Genomic DNA, 19196 nt, shown 5'->3' with positions numbered 1-19196 from the left:
CTCCTGCATCGCGTCGATGAGCGCCAGATCCGATTCGGTGAATGCGGGCACCTCGGTGCGGCCTCCGGGATCCGATCCGAGCACGGGCACCCTCCCCATCTGCGAAGTGAGCAGACCGGCAGGATCATCCGGACCGCTCAGTACAGTCCACACTGTAACCGCGCTCACAGTCCTGCAGCGTCGCAGGAAGGTCCGCGGGACCGCACATTCGAGGAGGAACTGTGGGAGACGGGAAGACGGAGGCAGGGCGAGATGCGAAGGTGCCGCGGAGGAGGTGCTGGGCGGGAGCCGGCGCCTCGGCGGCCGCGGTCTCGCTCGTGCTGAGCGGCTGCACCACGGGCGGCGGCGGGCCGGACGGCGAGGACGGGTACTCGACGGACACGATGCGCGTGGCGCTGATGGCGGATCCGAACAGCTTCCTGCCCACCGAGTACACCGCGCTGAGCTCGCTGATCACCGGCCACCTGCTCTACGCCACGCTGCTCTACGGAGACGAGGACAACACCACCGTGCCGGGCCTGGCCTCCGAGTACGAGGTCGATCCGCACGGCGGCGAGTTCACCATCCGGGAGGACGCCACCTGTGCGGACGGCACTCCCCTCACCCCCACGGTCGTCGCGGATTCGCTCGAGGCGTTCGCGGCGGCCTCCACCGTCAAGGAGGTCGTGTTCGGCAAGGGCGATCCCGTCATCGAGGCCGACGACGAGGCGGGCGTCGTCTCGATCAGCCTCAGCGAGCCCTGGGCGGACATGGAGAGGGGCCTCGCGCTGACGCAGACCGGCATCGTCTGCCCCGCCGGCCTCGCGGACCCGGAGGGCACCGCCGCGGGCGAGGTCGAGGGGGCGTTCTCCGGCGGATACGTCCTGGCCGGACATCAGCCGGGGGTGAGTGTGGACCTCGAACTCCGCGAGGAGGGCTTCACCTTCCCGGAGTACGCCGTTCCGCTCGAGGGGGTGCCGCCGCAGAAGGTCGCCTACTCGATCATGAGCGACTACAACGCCGTCGCCAACGGCCTGCTCACGGACACGCTCGACTACTCGACGGTCAACGGCGAGGCGATGGCGAGGGTCACCGAGGAGGAGGGCTTCACCACCTCGCGGTACGCCGGCGCCTCCATGTTCATCGTGTTCAACCAGCGCGAGGGCATGCCCATGGCGGATGCGGAGACCCGCCGTGCGGTCGCGCAGGCCGTGGGCCGCGAAGCCTTCAACGATGCGGCCACGGACGGCGAGGGTGAGCTGCTCTCCAGCTACGTGCCCGCAGGCGTGCCCTGCGCCCACACCGGGGACGAAGGGCTCATCGCCCAGGATGCGGAGGCGGCCTCGGCGGTGCTCGACGGCCTGTCGCTGAACGTGTTCGGCACCACCTCCAGCGGTCCCAACGGCGCCGGGAACTCCTACGTCGCGCAGGCGCTCGAAGCCGCCGGGGCGGAGGTGAGCGTGCGCAGCGTGGACGACACCACGTGGGCGACCGAGCTGGCGACGAGGCCGGAGAGCTGGGACCTCACCGTCTACCCGCAGCTCAACCTCCCGCGGACCCAGTACAGCGGCCTCGCGCAGCTCATCGGCCCGCTGCCGGAGCAGGGCGGACAGAACTCGTCCGGAGCCGAGCGGCCGGAGACGGAGGCCCTGGTGGGCGAGGCCATGGCCCAGCCCGATGAGGAGGCGCGGTGCGCGGTCTACGAGGAGATCCAGACGAGCCTGCTCGACGACGCCGCTTTCGTGCCGCTGGCCACGCTGCCCACCCAGGTCACGACGCGTGAGGGCTTCAGCATCCGGCAGTACGGCGGCTATGTCCCCACCATCTCCATGCGGATCACGGGCTGAGCAGGGCATGCCGGGCTCAGGGCGACGGAGGTGCGGGATCCTCCGCCACGGCTGCCGCCCCGTCCGCTCCCGGCGGCTGCCAGGGGACGAGGCCGGCGTCCCGCCCGTGCTCGTCGATGAGGTGGCCCATGCGCTTGTGAGCGTGGAGGATGAGGCTGCGGTGGAGCACCTCCACGGTGAGGGATCCGGTGATCCGGGCCTCCACCTCGACGGCCTCGTGCACCCCGTGCATCCAGATGACGGCGTAGAGGTTGTGGCGTCCTCCGGCCGTGGCCGTGCACAGTCGCGTGCCGGGCATGCCGGAGATCGCCGCGGCGGTCGCGGCGAGCTCGCCGGCGGGGGCGGACATGTGCAGCGCGAGCGAGTGGGGCCACTCGGAGACGCCGGGCGCCATGTCGACGCGCTGCACGAGGACCTTCTGCCGCAGCAGCGCCTTCACGTACCTGCGGGCGTGGGTCTCGCTCATCCCCAGGACCCCGGCGAGGTGTGCCGGGCTCGCGCGTCCGTCGCGTTCGAGTTCGCGCAGGACCGTGAGGGCGCGGTCGAGCTGGGCGGGGTTCGGCGCGGCGGCCTCCTCCGACCCGGCGGAGGACGTGCGCGGAAGCGCTCCGGTGCGCCACCGGGAGGCCTCCCGGTAGATGGTGCTGCCGGTGCTCGAGCGCACGCGGATGACTCCGGGCGCCTGTGCGACGGCGTGGAGGACGCTGCGCAGCTGCCGGACGTCGAGCGTCACCGTCTCGAGGAGGAGGTCGACGTCCCCGTTGGTCTCGTAGACGTTCAGGACGGCAGGGAGCAGCCGCACCGCGGCACACACCTGCGGCACGGCACCCGCGGTGCACTCGACCTCCACGATGGAGAGGAAGACCCCGGCGCCCTTGCCCGGATAGGTCACGATCCAGGCGTCGCGCTGCGAGCTGATCCGCTGCCACTGCCGCCGGACGGTGCTGGGGGAGACCCCCACGCGTCGTCCGATCTCCGTCCACGGCCCGCGGGGGTCGTCCTGCATGGCGTCGAACAGCTCGAGGTCCGATTCCGTGAGTGAATGCGGCGCAGGCCCGGCGCTCATGTCTGTTCTGGTCATATGCGGCTCCGTCGATGTGTGAATCGTGCATCTGTGAGACACCTGAGTGTCTGTGAATAGGATCACAACTGCAAGCCGAAGAACGACTGATCGATCAGAGGGCCGAGAGGCCTCGCCGTCGGCTGCGGTGCGCGGTGAAGACAGGCGACTCTCCAGGAGGAACGATGAAGACCAGCTCCACGGCGGCCGGCGGCCGCATGCCGGCGAAGCGGCGGGCAGCGGCGCTCGCCGCCCCGGTCCTCGCCACCGCCCTGCTCGCCAGCGCGTGCACGACAGGGGGCGGGAGCGCGGGCGGCGAGGGCGAGTACTCGACCGACACCGTCCGCACGGCGATGATCGCCGATCCCAACAGCTTCAGCCCGCTCAACGCCTCCGGCGTGAGCGCCAACACCGTCTCCGCCATGCTCTACACGACGCTCCTCTACCAGGACGAGGACAACACCACCACGGGCGGCCTCGCGAGCGAGTACGAGCTCGACCCGAACGGCGGCACCCTCACGATCCGGGACGGCGCCACCTGCGCCGACGGCACGGAGATCACGCCCACCGTGGTGGCGGACTCCCTGCAGGCCTTCGTGGAGAACTCCCGTGCCAAGGAGATCGTGTTCGGACCGGGAGACCCCAGCTTCACGCCCGACGACGCCGCGGGGACGCTGAGCATCGAGCTGGAGCAGCCGTGGGCGGACGTGGAGCGCGGTCTCACCCTCACGGAGACGGGCATCGTCTGCCCGGCGGGCCTCGAGGACCTCGAGGCGACGGCGGCCGGTGAGGTCGAGGGCGCATTCTCCGGCGCGTACACGCTGACGGCGAACCAGCCGGGCGTGACGATCGACTTCGCACTGCGGGAGAGCGGCTACACCTTCCCCGAGTACGCGACCCCGGTCGAGGGCGTCCCGGCGGACAAGGTCACCTTCGCGATCATGGCCGACTACAACGCCATGGCCAACGGCCTCCTCACGGACACGCTCGACTACGCCACGCTCGTGGGCGAGTCGAAGTCCCGTGTGGCCGGCGAGGAGGGCTTCGAGACCTCCATCTACCCGGCGACGGCGATGTTCGTGATGTTCAACCAGCGCGAGGGCATGCCGATGGCGGACGCAGACACGCGCAGGGCGGTGGCCCAGGCCATCAGCCGCGAGGCGTTCAACGACGCCGCCACGGACGGCGAGGGGGAGATCCTCTCCAGCTATGTTCCCTCCGAGGTCGCCTGCGCCTACACCGAGGACGACGCGGTGATCCCGCAGGACGCGGAGGCTGCGTCCGAGGTGCTCGACGGGCTGGAGATCAGCCTCACGGGCACGCAGTCCACCGGCCCCAACGGCGCCGGCAACTCCTACATCGCGCAGGCGCTGGGCGAGGCCGGCGCGGAGGTCGACCTCCGCAACCTGGACAACACCACCTGGGCCACGGAGCTCGACTCCAAGCCGGAGAGCTGGGACGTCACCGTCATGTCGCTGCTGAACATGTCGCGGACCCAGTACGGAGGCCTCAGCCAGATCACCGGCTCCTCGCCGGAGGACGGCGGACGCAACTCCACGGGTGTGAAGCGTGAGGACATCCAGGAGAAGGTCGACGCGGCGATGGCGGAGACGGACGAGGCCGCACGCTGCGGCATCTACGAGGAGATCCAGAAGGAACTCCTCCAGGACGCCGCGATCGTCCCGCTGAGCACGCTCCCGGCACAGCCCTCCACGGCCGAGGGCTTCAGCATCCGGCAGGTCAACGGCACGGTCTCCATGATGACGCTGAGGATCACCGGCTGACGCACACCGCCGGTGCCGGGCGGACGGACTGCGGTCCGTCCGCCCGGTGCCCGTCCCGCGGCCGGTGCCGAGGCTCCCGGCCGCCCGAGAACCGGCCCACCGAGAAGAGGGGTGAGATCCGATGACAATGGTGAACTCTGCTGTCACGCAGATTCCGCATCAGGTGTCGTTCAAGGCGTCCACGCGCCTGGCGCACCACCCGTGGGTGAGATTCGCCCTCCGCCGCGGCGGGGGCTTCCTCCTCTCGGTCGCGATCCTCGTGGTCGTGACCTTCCTCATCGTCCCCCTGCTGCCGGGCGACCCGGCCGTGGTGGCGGCCGGCGAGGGGGCCACCCAGGAGCAGATCGCCCAGACGCGCGAGGCGCTGGGGCTCGAACAGCCCCTGCCGGTCCAGTTCTGGCAGTACCTCGTGGGGATCTTCACCCTGGACATGGGGTACTCCTTCGCCTCCGGCACCACCGTGACCGCCGCGGTATTCTCCCGGCTGCCGTTCACGGCGGAGATCGCGCTGCTGGCGATCCTCGCCATGCTGGTCATCGCCATCCCGCTGGGCATGGGCGTGGCCATCCTCACCCGCGGCGGCCGCAATGCGTGGGTCGACCACGTCTTCAACGCCGTCACGAGCCTCGTCTACGCCGTCCCCAACTACGTCCTCGCGACGCTCATGATCTTCGTCCTCGCCATCAAGCTGGGATGGTTCCCCGCCGGCGGGGCGGCGACGCTGAGTGCGCTCGTGCTGCCCACCGTCGCCATCATGCTCGGCCCTGCCTGCGTCATCGCCCGCGTGGTGAGGCGCGAGGCCGTGACGATCCTCGAACAGGACTACGTGCGCACCGCCCGCGGCTGGCGGCTGAGCCCGTGGAGGGTGAACCTGCGCTACGTCTTCCCCAACCTCATGACGACCACCCTCACGCTCTCCGGCCTCATCCTCGCCGGGATGCTGGGCGGTGCCGTCGTCATCGAGACGGTGTTCGGCTGGCCCGGGCTGGGCAAGGGGGTGGTCGATGCGATCCTCATGCGCGACTACCCCGTGATCCGCGGGATCGTGCTGCTCCTCGGCGTCCTCGCCACACTCCTCATCATCCTGGTCGACGTGATCCTCGCGATCGTCGACCCCCGCAACCTCAGCGGAGGGAACGCCAATGGCTGAGACACGACGCCGCGCGCTGCGCCCGGGCCTGGTCATCGGGCTCGTGCTCTTCGCCCTCACGATCGCCGTCGCGATCATCGCACCGCCCCTGGTCGCGGATGCGGCCAACACCCTCAGCGACGACAGGAGCCTGCCTCCATCCGGGGACGCGTGGCTGGGCACCAACGCCTTCGGCCAGGACAACGTGTCACGTGTGCTCATCGCCACGCGGCTCACCCTCATCATGACCGTCATCGCGGCTGCGATCTCCGTGGTGCTCGGGGTGGTCGTCGGCGTGTCCATCTGGCTCGCCCCGCCCCGCGTGCGCGAGTGGTGCCTGCGGATCCTCGAATCGGCCGTCGCCTACCCCACGCTCATCACCGCCCTCATCATCGCCGCGGTGCTGCTGCCCGGGGCCTCCACCGCCGTCATCGCCATGGGCCTGGCCGGCATCCCCGGCTTCGCGAGGGTGACCGCCAACCTCGCACAGCAGGTCTCCAACAGCGACTACTTCGTCACGGCCAGGTTCCTGGGCGTGCCCGCGCGCCGGCTCGCCACCCGCCACATGATCCCGGCGATGGCGGAGCCGCTGCTCATCCTCTCCACCACGGTGTTCGCCACCACGCTCGTGGAGATCTCCGCGCTGTCCTTCGTGGGCCTGGGCGTGCAGGTGCCGCAGTACGACCTCGGCTCGCTGCTCAACGACAGCCTCGACGCCCTCTACACGCAGCCCATCGAGGCGGTGGGGCCGGCGATCATGATCGTGGTCATGTCCGTGGCCGCCATGTTCGTGGGCGACGGGCTCGCGGCCAGCGCGAATCCGCGGGCTGCGCGGAGCTGGACGCCCCGAAGGCCCGAGTCGAACCCCACTGCGCAGCCGGCCGAGGGCGACACCGCACTGGTGCGGGTGGAGGACCTGCGCGTCACCGGCGCCCGCGACGGCGAACCGGTGGAGCTCGTCCACGGCATCGACCTGCACATCGACCGGGGGGAGATCCTGGGCATCGTGGGCGAGTCCGGCTCCGGCAAGTCGCTCACGGCCATGTCGATCGCGGGTCTCGCCGCGGACGATCTGGACGTGCGGGGCAGGACCGTGCGCGTGGGGACCATGAACATGCTGGGCACGCCCGCACCCGCGGAGCTCGCCCAGTCCATCAGCATCATCTACCAGGATCCCGGCACCACCTTCAGCCCCTCGCTGAGGATGGGCGGACAGCTCACGGAGGTCCTCCGCACCCACATGGGGCGCAGCCGGGCGGAGGCCAGGAGGATCATGGTCGAGGCGCTCGCGAGCGTGGGCGTCACCATGCCCGCCAAGCGCATGAGGCAGTACCCGTACGAGCTCTCCGGGGGCATGCGCCAGAGGGCGATGATCGCCGGCGCGGTCGTCACCACCCCGGACCTCATGATCGCCGACGAGCCGACCACCGCGCTCGACGTCACGGTGCAGGTGGACGTGCTGCGCCAGTTCCGCCGCCTCCGCGACGAGCACAGCACGGCGATCCTCTTCATCTCTCACGACATCGGCGTGGTGCAGGAGCTGTGCGATCGCGTGCTCGTGATGCGCGACGGCGAGGTGGTCGAGGAGCTGCGCCCGGAGCAGATCCGCAGTCGCGAGGTGACCCACCCCTACACCCGGACCCTCCTGGACGCGGTGCCGGTGCTCACCGTCGCCGGGCAGTCCGGTGGACGACGGGAAGAGGAGGGCTGAGATGACCGATCAGGGACAGCACGGGACCGGGGCGGACCGCCCCATCGTCAGCTGCCGCGGCCTCTGCGTGGACTTCGGCGCGGTCAGGGTGCTCAAGGGAGTGGACGCCGAGGTGGCGCAGGGCCGCGTCGTGGGACTCGTGGGCGAGTCCGGCTCCGGCAAGTCCACGCTGGCGAAGGCCATCGTGGGCATGAACCGGATCTCCGAGGGCGAACTCTGGGTGGAGGGGGAGGAGGTCTCCCGGGCGAGCAGGGCGCAGCGGCACCGGCTGTACAGGAAGGTCCAGTACGTGCCGCAGGACCCCTACTCCTCGCTCAACCCGCGGCGGACCATCGGGCAGACGCTGGCCGAGGCCGTGGATCCCGTCGACGGCACCCCGCGCAGGCACGCGGAGCGGATCGCTGAGGTGCTGGAGACGATGTGGCTGGAGCCCTCCGACGCCCGGAAGTACCCGCACGAGTTCTCCGGCGGACAGCGGCAGCGGATCGCGATCGCGCGCGCACTGCTCGTGGATCCTGCGCTCATCGTCGCGGACGAGATCACCTCCGCGCTGGACGTCTCCGTGCAGGCGGAGGTGATCCGGCTGCTGCAGGAGCTCAAGACCGGCGGGAACTACTCGATGCTGTTCATCACCCACAACCTCGCGGTGGCGCAGGAGGTGTGCGACGACGTCATCGTCATGCTCCACGGGGAGATCGTGGAGAGCGGGCCCATCGCACAGGTATTCCGGAATCCGGCGACGGAATACACCCAGAAGCTGCTCGATTCCGTGCCGGGCGGACCGGGAATCTCGCTGTGAGGTGAATGCGGAGGATTCCCCCTGCGCGTATTTACCGCCATTCCCCGGTGTGTGGGGGAATGGCGGGAAACGGTCGTCCTCTACATATGGATATCTGCTTCGGAGAGGCGGATCCGCCTTTCTGCGTTCCGCCTTTCTGTGCGTCGCCGCGTCCGCGTCTCAGCCCTGCCGTGTGAGCGCGTTCCAGGCGAGTGAGGCCAGGGCGGCGGCCTGTTCGCCCAGGAGGCCGTCGTCGAACTGCACCTTGGGGGAGTGGTTGGTCGCCGCACCCGGCTCGACGCCCTCCGGCACCGCGCCGAGGAACACGAAGGTCCCGGGCACCTCCTGGAGCACGTAGGAGAAGTCCTCCGAGCCCATGCGCGGCTGCTCCATGACGCGCACCCTCTCCTCGCCGAAGACGGCGGTGAGGACGCGCAGCGACTCCGCCGTCTCGTCTGCGGCGTTCACGGTGGGCGGGTAGAGGTCCACGAACTCCACCTCCGCCGTGCACCCGTGCGTCGCGGCGACGCCCCGGGCGACCTCGGCGCTGCGGCTCCGCACCCGCTCCAGCGACTCGCGGGACAGCGTGCGGATCGAGGCGCCCACCTCCGCCGTCTCCGGGATGACGTTGATGGCGGCGGAGCCGCGCAGCTGGGTGACGGACAGGACGACGGGATCGAAGATGTCGAACTCGCGTGTGACCAGCACATTCAGGGCGGTGACGAGTTCCGTGGCGGCGGGCACCGGATCCACATTCAGGTGCGGGGCGGAGCTGTGGCCGCCGCGGCCGCGGATCGTCACCCGCAGCTCCGCGACCCCGGCCATGATCGGTCCGGGGCGGGTGGCGAACACGCCGCGGTCGCTGGACACCACATGGATGGCGTAGGCGGCGACGGGCCTCTCGCCCGTGAGTTCGAGAAGACCCTCCGCGATCATCGGCTCCGCGCCGCCCTCGGCCTCCTCTGCCGGCTGGAACATGAAGACGACGGTGCCGGGCAGCTCCGCGCGGTGGGTGTGGAGGAGCCGCGCAGCGCCCACGAGACCTGCGGTGTGGAGATCGTGCCCGCAGGCGTGCATGTTCCCGTTGGCCGAGGCGTATTCGAGTCCGGTCTCCTCTGCGACGGGAAGGCCGTCCATGTCGCCGCGGAGCAGGACGGCGGGGCCGGGCCTCCCGCCGCGCAGCACCGCGGCGACCGAGGTCAGCGAGGTGCCCGTGGTGATCTCGAGGTCCAGTTCCGCGAGGGCGTCGAGCACCTGCCGCTGGGTCCGGGGCAGGTGGCGGCCCAGCTCGGGGTCCGCGTGCAGGCGGCGTCGCAGCGCCACGAGGTCGGAGAGGTGGGAGGCGGATTCGGTGAGGAAATCGGGCGTCATCGCTCCTGCTTTTCGAAGAGGGGATTCCCGCGCGGACTGCGCGGTGAACGTGCATTCGCATCCTCGCACGGAGAATGTTGCCGATCAATACTCGGACGCCGGCGGAAAACGGCGCATGAATGCGTATGCTTGAATCGCGGGTTTCGCTCGCGCAATTCTGTCGGCAAGAAATCGAATCAGGTGGAGGGGCGCATGACGACGGACACGGCGGAAGAAGTGGAGGGGGCGGTCGCCGAGCTGCGTGCCGCACACCTGCCGCAGGTGCGCGGCACCCTCGAACAGGTCGCCGCGGATCTCCACGCGAGGCCGGAGATCCGCTTCGAGGAGCGCTTCGCCGCCCAGCGCCTCTCGGACGAGCTCGAGGCCGCGGGATTCGCCGTGGAACGCGGCACCGCCGGTCTCGAGACCGCGTTCGTGGGTCGCTGGTCCACGTCCGGCGCGGATGACTCGACCCCCACCATCGCCGTCTTCTGCGAGTTCGACGCCCTCGAGGGGATGGGTCACGGCTGCGGGCACAACCTCATCGCCGCGTGCGGCCTCGGTGCGGGCCTGCTCCTCAAGCGCGTGCTGACCGAGCATGCGGACCCGGGGAGGAAGGCCGGTGGGGCGGGCACGACCGAGGCCCGCGTCGTCGTGATCGGCTCGCCGGGGGAGGAGGGCGCGGCCGGAAAGGTCCCGATGATCGAGGCGGGAGTGCTCGACGGAGTGGACCTCGCGGTGATGGTCCATCCGGCAGGCGGCGATGCCGTGGGCGGGACCAGCCTGTCCCGGGTGGCGCTCGACGTGGACTTCCGCGGGCGTGCGAGCCACGCCGCCGGCGCGCCGGAGCGCGGCATCAACGCGCTGGACGCGAGCACCCTCTCACTCACGGCGATCGGTCTGCTGCGCCAGCAGCTGCCGGACGATGTGCGGGTCCACGCGATCGTCACGGACGGCGGGCAGGCGCCCAACATCATCCCCGAGCACACTGCCCTGCGGTGCTTCGTCCGCGCCGCGGACAATGCGGTCCTCCTCGACGACGTCGTCCCGCGGGTGCGGCGCTGCTTCGAGGGCGCGGCCCATGCGACCGGCTGCGAGGTCGAGATCGCCCAGAACACCCCGCCGTACCTCTCGCTGGTCTCCAACCCCACGCTCACGGAGCTCGCCCGGCGTGCCTTCCTCGCGACGGGGCGGGCGCTCGCCGGCGGCGATGCGGGCTCCGGATCCACGGACATGGGCAACGTCAGCCAGGTCGTGCCGGCCATCCATCCCATGATCTGCCTGGCGGAGGGGGTCTCCCCGCACACGCGGGAGTTCGCCGCGGCTGCAGGGGAGGCGGAGACCGCGGCACCGGTGATCGCCGACGGAGCGGTCATCCTCGCCGCGGTCGCGCTCACGGTCTTCAGGCATCCCGCCCTCGCGGCGCGGGCGCGGGAGGAGTTCTCCGCGAGGTGAGGGCGCGGAGGCGCAGGTGGCTCCCGCCCGCATCGGCCTCGGGCGCAGGCGATGCGGGGCACATGGCCCGGCCGTCCTCGCCCGGATGGCGGACCGACTGCAGAAATTATCTCGACGTCAAGATATGATGGTGAGGGATACCACCGCGGGTCGGTGCTGCCGATCGCAGAGGATCGACCCTGACTTTAAGGAGAGCAGTCGATGATCGACCACGAAGTCCGGACGTACAAGAGCTCGGAGAACCTCGCCCGTGAGGACCAGCTCGCATGGAAGATCGCCGAGGTCGCAGCCGCCGACGTGGCCGTCGACCCGGCGGTCGAGGACATGGTCATCAACCGTGTCATCGACAACGCCTCGGTCGCAGCGGCCTCGGTCCGCCGCTCCGCCCCCACCCACGCCCGGGAGCAGGCGCAGACGCACCCCATGAAGCCGGGCGCGCCCGTGTTCGGACTCTCCCTGGACGAGACCGTCTCCCCGGAGTGGGCGGCCTGGGCCAACGGAGTGGCCGTGCGCGAGCTCGACTTCCACGACACCTTCCTCGCCAAGGAGTACTCGCACCCCGGCGACAACATCCCGCCCATCCTCGCCGTCGCCCAGCACAAGGGCATCGCGGGCGCGGACCTGGTGCGCGGCATCGCCACCGGCTACGAGATCCAGGTGGACCTCGTCAAGGGCATCTGCCTCCACGAGCACAAGATCGACCACGTCGCGCACCTCGGGCCCTCCGCCGCGGCCGGCATCGGCACGCTCCTGCACCTGCCCACGGAGGTCATCTTCCAGGCCGTGCAGCAGGCCCTGCACGTGACGACCGCCACCCGCCAGTCCCGCAAGGGCGAGATCTCCTCCTGGAAGGCCCACGCACCGGCGTTCGCCGGCAAGATGGCCGTGGAGTCCGTGGACCGCGCGATGCGCGGCGAGGGTGCGCCCAACCCCATCTACGAAGGCGAGGACGGGGTCATCGCCTGGCTGCTCTCCGGCCCGGAGGCCCGCTACACCGTGCCGCTGCCGGCCAAGGGCGAGGTCAAGAGGGCGATCCTGGACACCTACACCAAGGAGCACTCCGCGGAGTACCAGGCGCAGGCGCTCATCGACCTGGCCCGGAAGATCGGCGCGCAGATCGAGGACTTCTCGAAGATCCGCAAGGTCACCATCCACACCTCGCACCACACCCACAACGTGATCGGCACCGGTGCGAACGACCCGCAGAAGATGGATCCCAAGGCCTCGCGTGAGACCCTGGACCACTCGATCATGTACATCTTCGCAGTCGCCATGGAGGACCAGGCCTGGCACCACGAGCGCTCCTACGCGCCGGAGCGCGCCGGCCGTCCGGAGACCGTCGAGCTCTGGCACAAGATCGAGACCCGCGAGGATCCGGAGTGGACCCGCCGCTACCACTCGACGGACCCGGACGAGATGGCCTTCGGCGGCCGTGTGGAGATCGAGTTCGAGGACGGCTCCACGCTCGTCGACGAGCTCGCCGTGGCAGATGCGCACCCCAACGGCGCACGTCCCTTCGCCCGTGAGAACTACATCGAGAAGTTCCGCACCCTGGCCGAGGGCATCATCACGGAGGCGGAGCAGAACCGCTTCCTCGACCTCGCGCAGAACCTCTCCAGCCTCTCCGGCGAGGAGGTCCGCCGGCTGTCGTTCACCGTCGAGGGCCTCGCGCACTCCGGCTCGAAGGGGATCTTCTGATGCTGGGCGCCACCACACCGGCCCACGAACGCCGCAAGCGGTTCCGCGAGCTGCTGGCGGGCAGCGAGATCGTCCAGTTCCCCGGCGCGATCAACCCGCTCAACGCCCAGCTCATCGAGCAGTCCGGGTTCGAGGGCGTCTACATCTCCGGCGGTGCGTTCTCCGCCGCGCAGGGGCTGCCGGACATCGGGCTGACCACGCTCACGGAGGTCGTCGACCACGGCCGGAACATCTCCCGCGTGACCAACCTGCCCACGTTCATCGACGCGGACACCGGCTGGGGCGAGGCGATGAACGTCGCCCGCACCGTGCAGGAGTTCGAGGACGCCGGGCTCTCCGGCCTCCACCTCGAGGACCAGGTCAACCCCAAGCGGTGCGGCCACCTCGACGGGAAGGAGGTCGTGTCCACGGCGGAGATGACCAAGCGGATCTCCGCCGCGGCGAAGGGCCGCCGCGACGAGAACTTCGTCATCTGCGCCCGCACGGACGCCCGCGCGGGCGAGGGCCTGGATGCGGCGATCGAGAGGGCCAAGGCCTACATCGACGCCGGCGCGGACATGATCTTCCCCGAGGCCATGCGTGACCTGGGCGAGTTCGAGACCTTCGCCAAGGCCGTGGACGCGCCGATCCTGGCCAACATGACGGAGTTCGGCAAGAGCGAGCTGTTCACCACCGAGCAGCTCGCAGGAGCGGGCGTGCGCCTCGTCATCTACCCTGTCACTACGCTCCGGCTCGCGATGGGTGCGATCAAGGACGGTCTGCAGGCCATCCGCGCCGAGGGCACACAGGCCTCCGTCGTGGATCGCATGCAGACCCGCGCGGACCTGTACGAGACGATCGACTACGGGGCGTACAACGAGTTCGACGCCGACGTCTTCAACTTCTCCCAGGAGGGACACAAGTGACTGAGCAGGACATCAAGAAGGGCCTTGCCGGTGTCGTCGTCGACACCACCAAGATCTCCAAGGTCGTGCAGGAGACCAACTCCCTGACGTACCGCGGCTACCCGGTCCAGGAGCTCGCGGCCAACTGCAGCTTCGAGGAGGTCGCCTACCTCATCTGGAACGGCGAGCTGCCCACGCAGGCACAGCTCGCGGAGTTCAACGAGCGTGAGCGCAGCCAGCGCGCCATCTCCCAGGAGCTCGTGGACATCATCCTGGGCCTGCCCCAGGACACCCACCCCATGCACGTGGTGCAGACGGCCGTCGCCTACCTGGGCGCGGTCGACCCGGAGGCCGAGGCCGAGGGCGAGGAGGCGAACCGCCGCAAGGCCGAGCGCCTCTACGCACAGCTGCCCACCGTCGTGGCGATCGACCACCGTCGCCGCCACGGCCTGGACCCCGTGGCACCCAGCGCGGAGCTGAGCTACGCGGAGAACTTCTTCAAGATGGTCTTCGACGAGGTGCCGGAGCCGGAGGTCGTGCGCTGCTTCGACATCTCGCTCATCCTCTACGCGGAGCACTCCTTCAACGCCTCCACGTTCACCGCCCGCGTCATCACCTCCACCACCTCGGACATGTACTCCGCGGTGGCCGGAGCGGTGGGCGCGCTCAAGGGCGCGCTGCACGGCGGTGCCAACGAGGCCGTCATGGCGATGCTGGAAGAGGTCGGCACGGCGGACAGGGCCAGCGCCTGGATCGACGAGGCGCTGGCGAAGAAGGCCAAGATCATGGGCTTCGGACACCGCGTCTACAAGAACGGCGATTCGCGCGTGCCCACCATGCGCAAGGCGTTCGAGGAGATGGTGAAGGTCAAGGGCGCCGACGACCTGCTCGCGCTGTACAACGCGTTCGAGGAGGACTTCGTGGGCCGCAAGGGGATCTACCCCAACCTGGACTACCCGTCCGGCCCGGCCTACCACCTCATGGGCTTCGACACCCCGCAGTTCACGCCCATCTTTGTGATGGCCCGCATCACCGGCTGGACCGCGCACATCATGGAGCAGCAGGCGTCCAACGCGCTCATCCGCCCGCTGTCCGCCTACGACGGCGCGGAGCAGCGTTCGGTCCCCACCGAGCGCTGAGCATCCCGCCGCGTCGTGAGCACGTCATGAGCACGAAAGCCCACGGCGTCCGCGCGATTGCCTGAACGTCCTGCGCTTTCGTGACACGCGGCTCGGCATCGCCGCGAGGGCTCGCGGCACCGGTTCCGGCCGGGACATCCTTCACGGGTGTCCCGGCCGGAGGCGTATCCGGGTCCTGTTCGTTCCCGCGCACCCGCTCTGCGGCGGTGCACCGGTGTCCACCCCGCGAACCCGCTCCGCCGGCGCAGCCTCCTCCACCCCGGCCGCACCCGCCCCGGCCGCATCTCCTCATCCGTCGCACACCGTCTTCCGGAAGGACACGCACCCATGACCGCCTCCGCCTCCCTTCCCGGGCAGTCCGGCCCGGACCTCCCCCTCGTCGAGGGCTTCCGCTTCGACCTCGAGGACGGCATCGGGGTCCTCACGCTGGACCGGAACGCCAAGCTCAACGCGCTCTCGCGCCCCATGTGGCAGGCGCTGCCGGCGATCGTCGCCGCGATCGACGCCGCACCGGAGGTCCGTGTGCTGGTGCTGCGCGGCAGCGGCGGCAACTTCTCCGCGGGCTCGGACATCGGCGATCTCAACGTCCCCCTGGAGGAGTTCTGGGCGGTGAACTCCACCGCCGAGGCCGCCCTCGCCGAGTGCGACGTCCCGACCTTCGCGGCGATCGAGGGCGTGTGCGTGGGCGGCGGCACGGAGCTGGCCGCCGCCTGCGATGTGCGGATCGCGGCACCCGGCTCCCGGTTCGGCATCACCGCCGCGAAGCTGGGCCTCGTCTACCCGCCCGGTCCCACTCGCCGGTTCGCCGCGGCGGTGGGCGAGTCGTGGGCGCGGTACCTCCTGCTCACCGGTTCGCTCATCGGCACGGAGAAGGCGGAGCAGCTGGGGTTCCTGCACGAGGTGGCGGAGGATCCGCATGCGGCGGCGCGGGCCACGGCCAGGCGGATCGCGGGCCGCTCCGCCTTCAGCCAGACCGGCCTGCTGCGCGTCCTGCGGGACGAGGCCCTGGATCCTGCGGGCTGGCTGGGTGACACCTACCCCGTCGAACTCGCAGAGGGACAGGCGGCGTTCTTCGCCAAGCGCGCGCCGGAGTTCGGCTTCACCCGTCAGGACTGGCAGGACTGCCCGGACCGGCAGGACTGAGCGGTGCGGCTCCCCACTGCCGCCCGGCCCGCCTCGGAGCACGTCACGCACTGTCTGCTCGACGCGCAGGGCGCGGTGCTCTCCGCGGCGGAGGGGACGCACCGGCTCTACGCGGCCAGCACCATCAAGCTGCACGTCCTGTGGGCTGCGCTGCGAGCGTGCGGAGCTCCGGCCCGGTGACACAGTCGCCGTCCGGAGGTCCTTCCGCGGGGCCGGCGGTGACGTGTTCGCGCTCCACGGAGAGCACCTGGATCCCACCCATCCGGCAGACGGGACGCGGCTCAGCATCGCGGAGCTGATGCGGCGGATGATCGACCGCTCGAGCAACGAGGCGACGAACCACCTCATCGAGATGCTCGGGCTGCGACGGGTGGCAGAGGGAGTGGACGAGCTCGGGCTCTCCGCCACGTCCGTCCGGCGGATGATCGGCGATCCGGCGGCGGTGGAGCGTGGCCTCGCGAATGAGACCTGTGCCGCGGACCTCGCCCGCACGCTCCTCGCGCTGGTGCGAGGCACCGGTCTCTCGGAGTCCTCCCACCGGTTCGCAGCGGCGGCGCTGGAGGCCCAGCGCATCCGGATCATCACCCCTGCTCTGCGGGCCGGCGTCCCCTCCGGGTCGAAGTCCGGCTGGGTGGACGGCTATCGCCACGATGCGGCCTTCCTCGGAGCGCCTGGCTCCTCCGGCATGCGGGTGCTGGCCGTCATGACCGCCGGGATGGACGAGGCCCGGGCCGATTCCGTGATCGCGGGGACGGCCCGGACGCTGCTGCCGGACCTCGCCGGCTGAGCCCTGCGGGCGTCAGGCCGCGGAGTCCTCCGGCGGCAGGCGCCTCAGGCCCAGGCCGGGCCCGCCGCACAGCCGCAGCATCCCTCGCTCCTCCGCGAACCCGCCGTCCGGGACGTCCTCGGCGAACCAGGCGGGCGAGTCCAGGTCGATGGTCGTGACGGCCGGGTGCGCGAATGCCAGGTGCGCGGCGGCCGTGATGGAGATGCGCGGCTCCATCATGGCGCCCATCATGCATTTCAGCCCGGCCTCCTGCGCCACATCCGCGATCTCCAGGGCAGCGGCGATCCCACCCGTCTTGGCGAGCTTGATGTTGAACAGGTCCGCTGCCTGCGCATCGACCAGGCGCCGGGCGTCATCGGGGCTCCACACGGACTCGTCGGCCATGATCGGCACCGCGGACTCCGCGCGCACCCGCGCCAGCCCTGCCGTGTCCGCCGCTGCCACCGGCTGCTCGACCAGGTCGACGGGAAGCCCGTCGGCGGCGAACGCGGCCAGGCTGCGGCATGCCTCCTCGACGGACCAGCCCTGGTTCGCATCGAGCCGCAGGCGAACCTCGGGCACGGCCTCCACGACGGCACCCAGCCTCCGGCGGTCCGCCTCCGGGCTGCTCCCCAGCTTGATCTTGAGGATGCGGGTGCCGGAGTCGAAGGCCGCACGGGCGTGTGCGGCCATCGTCTCCGGGCTCTCCAGCGAGACGGTCATGTCATTGGGCATCGCGCCGTCCGCCCGGCCTCCGAGCAGCTCTGCCAGGGGGATCCCCGCGGCCTGTCCCCACGCATCGTGGAGCGCGACCTCGAGGGCGGCCTTCGCGCTGGTGCCGCCCGTGCCCGTCGCAGCGATGAGGCGGGAGAACGTGCGCAGGTCGCCGGTGCGGCCCTCGAGGGCGGGCCGCAGGGCCGTCATGAGCAGTCGCTCGATGGACTGCGCGGTCTCGCCCGTGACCGCAGCCGTCTCCGCGGCGCTTCCCTGACCCGTGACCCGCACGGACCGCCCGTCCGCGTCCTCCCCGGTGAGGACGACCTCGGCGACGACGTACTCGACGGAATCGGTGCGGCGTGCCGCCGTGACGAAGGGGCGCAGCAGCGGGACCCGGTGCCTGTGGGCGCGGACGGAGGACAGCCTCGCGCGCATCTGCGTCGCCGGATGCCGGCGCAGGACGGCCGGCCTCACAGCGCCGCGATGAGCTGAGCCGCGGCCAGGCCCACGAACGTGCCCAGGAACGATCCCATGAGCGCGAAGAGGACGCCCACGGGCACCAGCTGCCGGTTGAATGCGCCGGCGACCACGGGAGCGGAGGCGATTCCGCCGATGTTCGCCGTCGAGGCCACGGCGAGGGAGAACAGCTCGGTGCGGGTGAGCTTGGCGTAGAGCACGAGGATCGCCCCGTGGATGAGGACCACCAGTGCGCCGACGAGCAGGTACAGGGGCGCTTCCGTGAGGGCGGAGAAGTCGGAGCCGCTGGCGATCTGGCCGATCACCACGAAGAGCATGAGGGTGGCGACCTCGGAGGCGCCGGCGGTGCGTCCCACCGGTGTGAGCGCGATGAGGAGGCCGGCGACGGAGACGAGGAGGATCGTCCACGTGGTGCCGTTGACCACCGCTCCCCATTCGGGAAGCAGCCCACCCACCCAGGTCGCGGCGATCGAGACCGTGAGCGAACCGAAGACCACGACGGCGAGGGAGGGGACGGTGACCGGCCTGCTCTGCGCGTCGTCCTCCTCGCCGGCATGGGCGTCCAGGTACGAGGTGTCCGCGCCCACCCAGCGGTTGAAGCGCGGCGAGACCGCCACAGAGGCGAACATCAGCATGAGCCAGACGGAGTAGATGATCGTGTCCGTGATGAGTGCGTAGCCGAAGATCGCCTCCGGCGCCTGCAGGATGTCCTGGACGGCGACCATGTTGGCGCTGCCTCCCGTCCAGGAGGCGAGCAGGGCGCCCAGGACCTTCCACGCCTCCGGATCGAGCACCCCTCGGAACAGCGCGAAGACGAGGACCATCGCCACGGCGAGGGAGGCGGCGGCGACGAAGTAGGTCAGCAGCAGGCGAGGTCCCAGCCGGACGATGCGCCGCAGATCGCAGCCGAAGAGGAAGAGGAGGATCATCGCCGGGAGGAGGACGTCCTTCACCTCCGTGATCGGACCGCGGACGGACTCGTCCGCGCTGAAGAGTCCCAGCGAGTTGAGTCCCGCGCAGAGGAGGTACATGAGCACCATCCCCGGCACGTATCTGAACAGCGTCCAGCGGGTCGTGCGTTCGAGGACGAGGAGCACGCAGGACAGGCCCAGCAGGACGCCGAGCATGAGCAGGCCGTCTGTGATCATGGTTGAGCTCCGAGGGTCGGGCACGGCGCGTCCGGAGCCCTGGAGGGGACGTGGTCTCAGCGGACCCGGTCCTCAGAACAGAGAAAGCCGGAAGCGCGGGACCCCCCACGAGGAGGGGGAGGGGGGGGGGG

At 70.4% G+C, this 19196-nt stretch carries 16 protein-coding genes; 12 read left to right on the top strand and 4 right to left on the bottom strand.

Annotated elements, in window-relative coordinates; genetic code table 11:
* The first annotated feature begins 221 nt into the window (after positions 1-221).
* Positions 222-1826 carry an ABC transporter substrate-binding protein gene (locus Q0A33_RS03485; RefSeq protein ID WP_291793178.1) on the top strand — a complete coding sequence of 535 codons (1605 nt, stop codon included), beginning with the start codon at positions 222-224 and terminating at the stop codon, positions 1824-1826.
* A 16-nt stretch (positions 1827-1842) separates the two neighbouring features.
* On the opposite strand, the gene Q0A33_RS03480 is transcribed toward Q0A33_RS03485, so the two are convergent.
* The gene (locus tag Q0A33_RS03480) at positions 1843-2907 is read right to left on the bottom strand and encodes an AsnC family transcriptional regulator (protein WP_291793175.1); all 1065 of its coding nucleotides are present in this window, start codon (positions 2905-2907) and stop codon (positions 1843-1845) included.
* Positions 2908-3071: 164 nt separating this feature from the next.
* On the opposite strand from Q0A33_RS03480, the gene Q0A33_RS03475 reads away from it, so the two are divergent.
* The 4 genes from Q0A33_RS03475 to Q0A33_RS03460 all read left to right on the top strand — a co-directional run bounded on the left by Q0A33_RS03475 (position 3072) and on the right by Q0A33_RS03460 (position 8309).
* Positions 3072-4670 (top strand): ABC transporter substrate-binding protein, encoded by a 1599-nt coding sequence (locus tag Q0A33_RS03475; protein ID WP_291793172.1) that lies wholly within the window; start codon positions 3072-3074, stop codon positions 4668-4670.
* 205 nt (positions 4671-4875) lie between these two features.
* On the top strand, positions 4876-5820 hold the full coding sequence (locus Q0A33_RS03470; protein WP_291793169.1) for an ABC transporter permease: 945 nt from the start codon (positions 4876-4878) through the stop codon (positions 5818-5820).
* Positions 5813-7510: a dipeptide/oligopeptide/nickel ABC transporter permease/ATP-binding protein gene (locus Q0A33_RS03465; protein ID WP_291793165.1), complete on the top strand. Its 1698-nt coding sequence runs from the start codon at positions 5813-5815 to the stop codon at positions 7508-7510. The genes Q0A33_RS03470 and Q0A33_RS03465 overlap by 8 nt, the downstream gene beginning before the upstream one ends.
* A gap of 1 nt (position 7511) precedes the next feature.
* Positions 7512-8309, top strand: a complete 798-nt coding sequence (locus tag Q0A33_RS03460; RefSeq protein WP_291793163.1) for an ABC transporter ATP-binding protein — start codon at positions 7512-7514, stop codon at positions 8307-8309.
* 159 nt (positions 8310-8468) lie between these two features.
* Here Q0A33_RS03460 and Q0A33_RS03455 read toward each other — a convergent pair whose 3' ends face one another.
* Positions 8469-9659 (bottom strand): M20 family metallopeptidase, encoded by a 1191-nt coding sequence (locus Q0A33_RS03455; protein WP_291793160.1) that lies wholly within the window; start codon positions 9657-9659, stop codon positions 8469-8471.
* 192 nt (positions 9660-9851) lie between these two features.
* Here Q0A33_RS03455 and Q0A33_RS03450 point away from each other — a divergent pair, with 192 nt between their 5' ends.
* The 7 genes from Q0A33_RS03450 to Q0A33_RS03420 all read left to right on the top strand — a co-directional run bounded on the left by Q0A33_RS03450 (position 9852) and on the right by Q0A33_RS03420 (position 16744).
* Positions 9852-11093, top strand: coding sequence for an amidohydrolase (locus Q0A33_RS03450; RefSeq protein WP_291793157.1), 1242 nt, complete (start codon positions 9852-9854; stop codon positions 11091-11093).
* Between the two features lie 201 nt (positions 11094-11294).
* Positions 11295-12791, top strand: a complete 1497-nt coding sequence (locus Q0A33_RS03445) for an MmgE/PrpD family protein (RefSeq protein ID WP_291793154.1) — start codon at positions 11295-11297, stop codon at positions 12789-12791.
* Positions 12791-13696 (top strand): methylisocitrate lyase, encoded by a 906-nt coding sequence (prpB, locus tag Q0A33_RS03440; RefSeq protein ID WP_291793151.1) that lies wholly within the window; start codon positions 12791-12793, stop codon positions 13694-13696. Before Q0A33_RS03445 ends, prpB begins: the two co-directional genes overlap by 1 nt.
* Positions 13693-14814: a bifunctional 2-methylcitrate synthase/citrate synthase gene (locus Q0A33_RS03435; RefSeq protein ID WP_291793149.1), complete on the top strand. Its 1122-nt coding sequence runs from the start codon at positions 13693-13695 to the stop codon at positions 14812-14814. The genes prpB and Q0A33_RS03435 overlap by 4 nt, the downstream gene beginning before the upstream one ends.
* Positions 14815-15141: 327 nt before the next feature.
* A complete protein-coding gene (locus Q0A33_RS03430) occupies positions 15142-15957 on the top strand; it encodes an enoyl-CoA hydratase/isomerase family protein (protein ID WP_291793146.1) in 816 nt (271 codons plus the stop codon).
* Between the two features lie 3 nt (positions 15958-15960).
* Positions 15961-16137 carry a hypothetical protein gene (locus Q0A33_RS03425; protein WP_291793143.1) on the top strand — a complete coding sequence of 59 codons (177 nt, stop codon included), beginning with the start codon at positions 15961-15963 and terminating at the stop codon, positions 16135-16137.
* Positions 16138-16180: 43 nt separating this feature from the next.
* Positions 16181-16744 (top strand): serine hydrolase, encoded by a 564-nt coding sequence (locus Q0A33_RS03420; protein WP_291793140.1) that lies wholly within the window; start codon positions 16181-16183, stop codon positions 16742-16744.
* 12 nt (positions 16745-16756) lie between these two features.
* Here Q0A33_RS03420 and Q0A33_RS03415 read toward each other — a convergent pair whose 3' ends face one another.
* Entirely contained in the window at positions 16757-17875 is a 1119-nt protein-coding gene (locus Q0A33_RS03415) for a dipeptide epimerase (protein WP_291793137.1), read from the bottom strand.
* Positions 17876-17910: 35 nt separating this feature from the next.
* Complete coding sequence (locus Q0A33_RS03410; RefSeq protein WP_291793134.1) at positions 17911-19065, bottom strand: DUF819 family protein; 1155 nt, start codon at positions 19063-19065, stop codon at positions 17911-17913.
* Positions 19066-19196 lie beyond the last annotated feature (131 nt).

This window comes from Brevibacterium sp. (assembly GCF_022712115.1).
Classification (GTDB): Bacteria; Actinomycetota; Actinomycetes; order Actinomycetales; family Brevibacteriaceae; genus Brevibacterium; species Brevibacterium salitolerans.
Note: the sequence above shows the minus strand (reverse complement) of the source record. Positions and strands in the feature narration are given on the sequence as shown.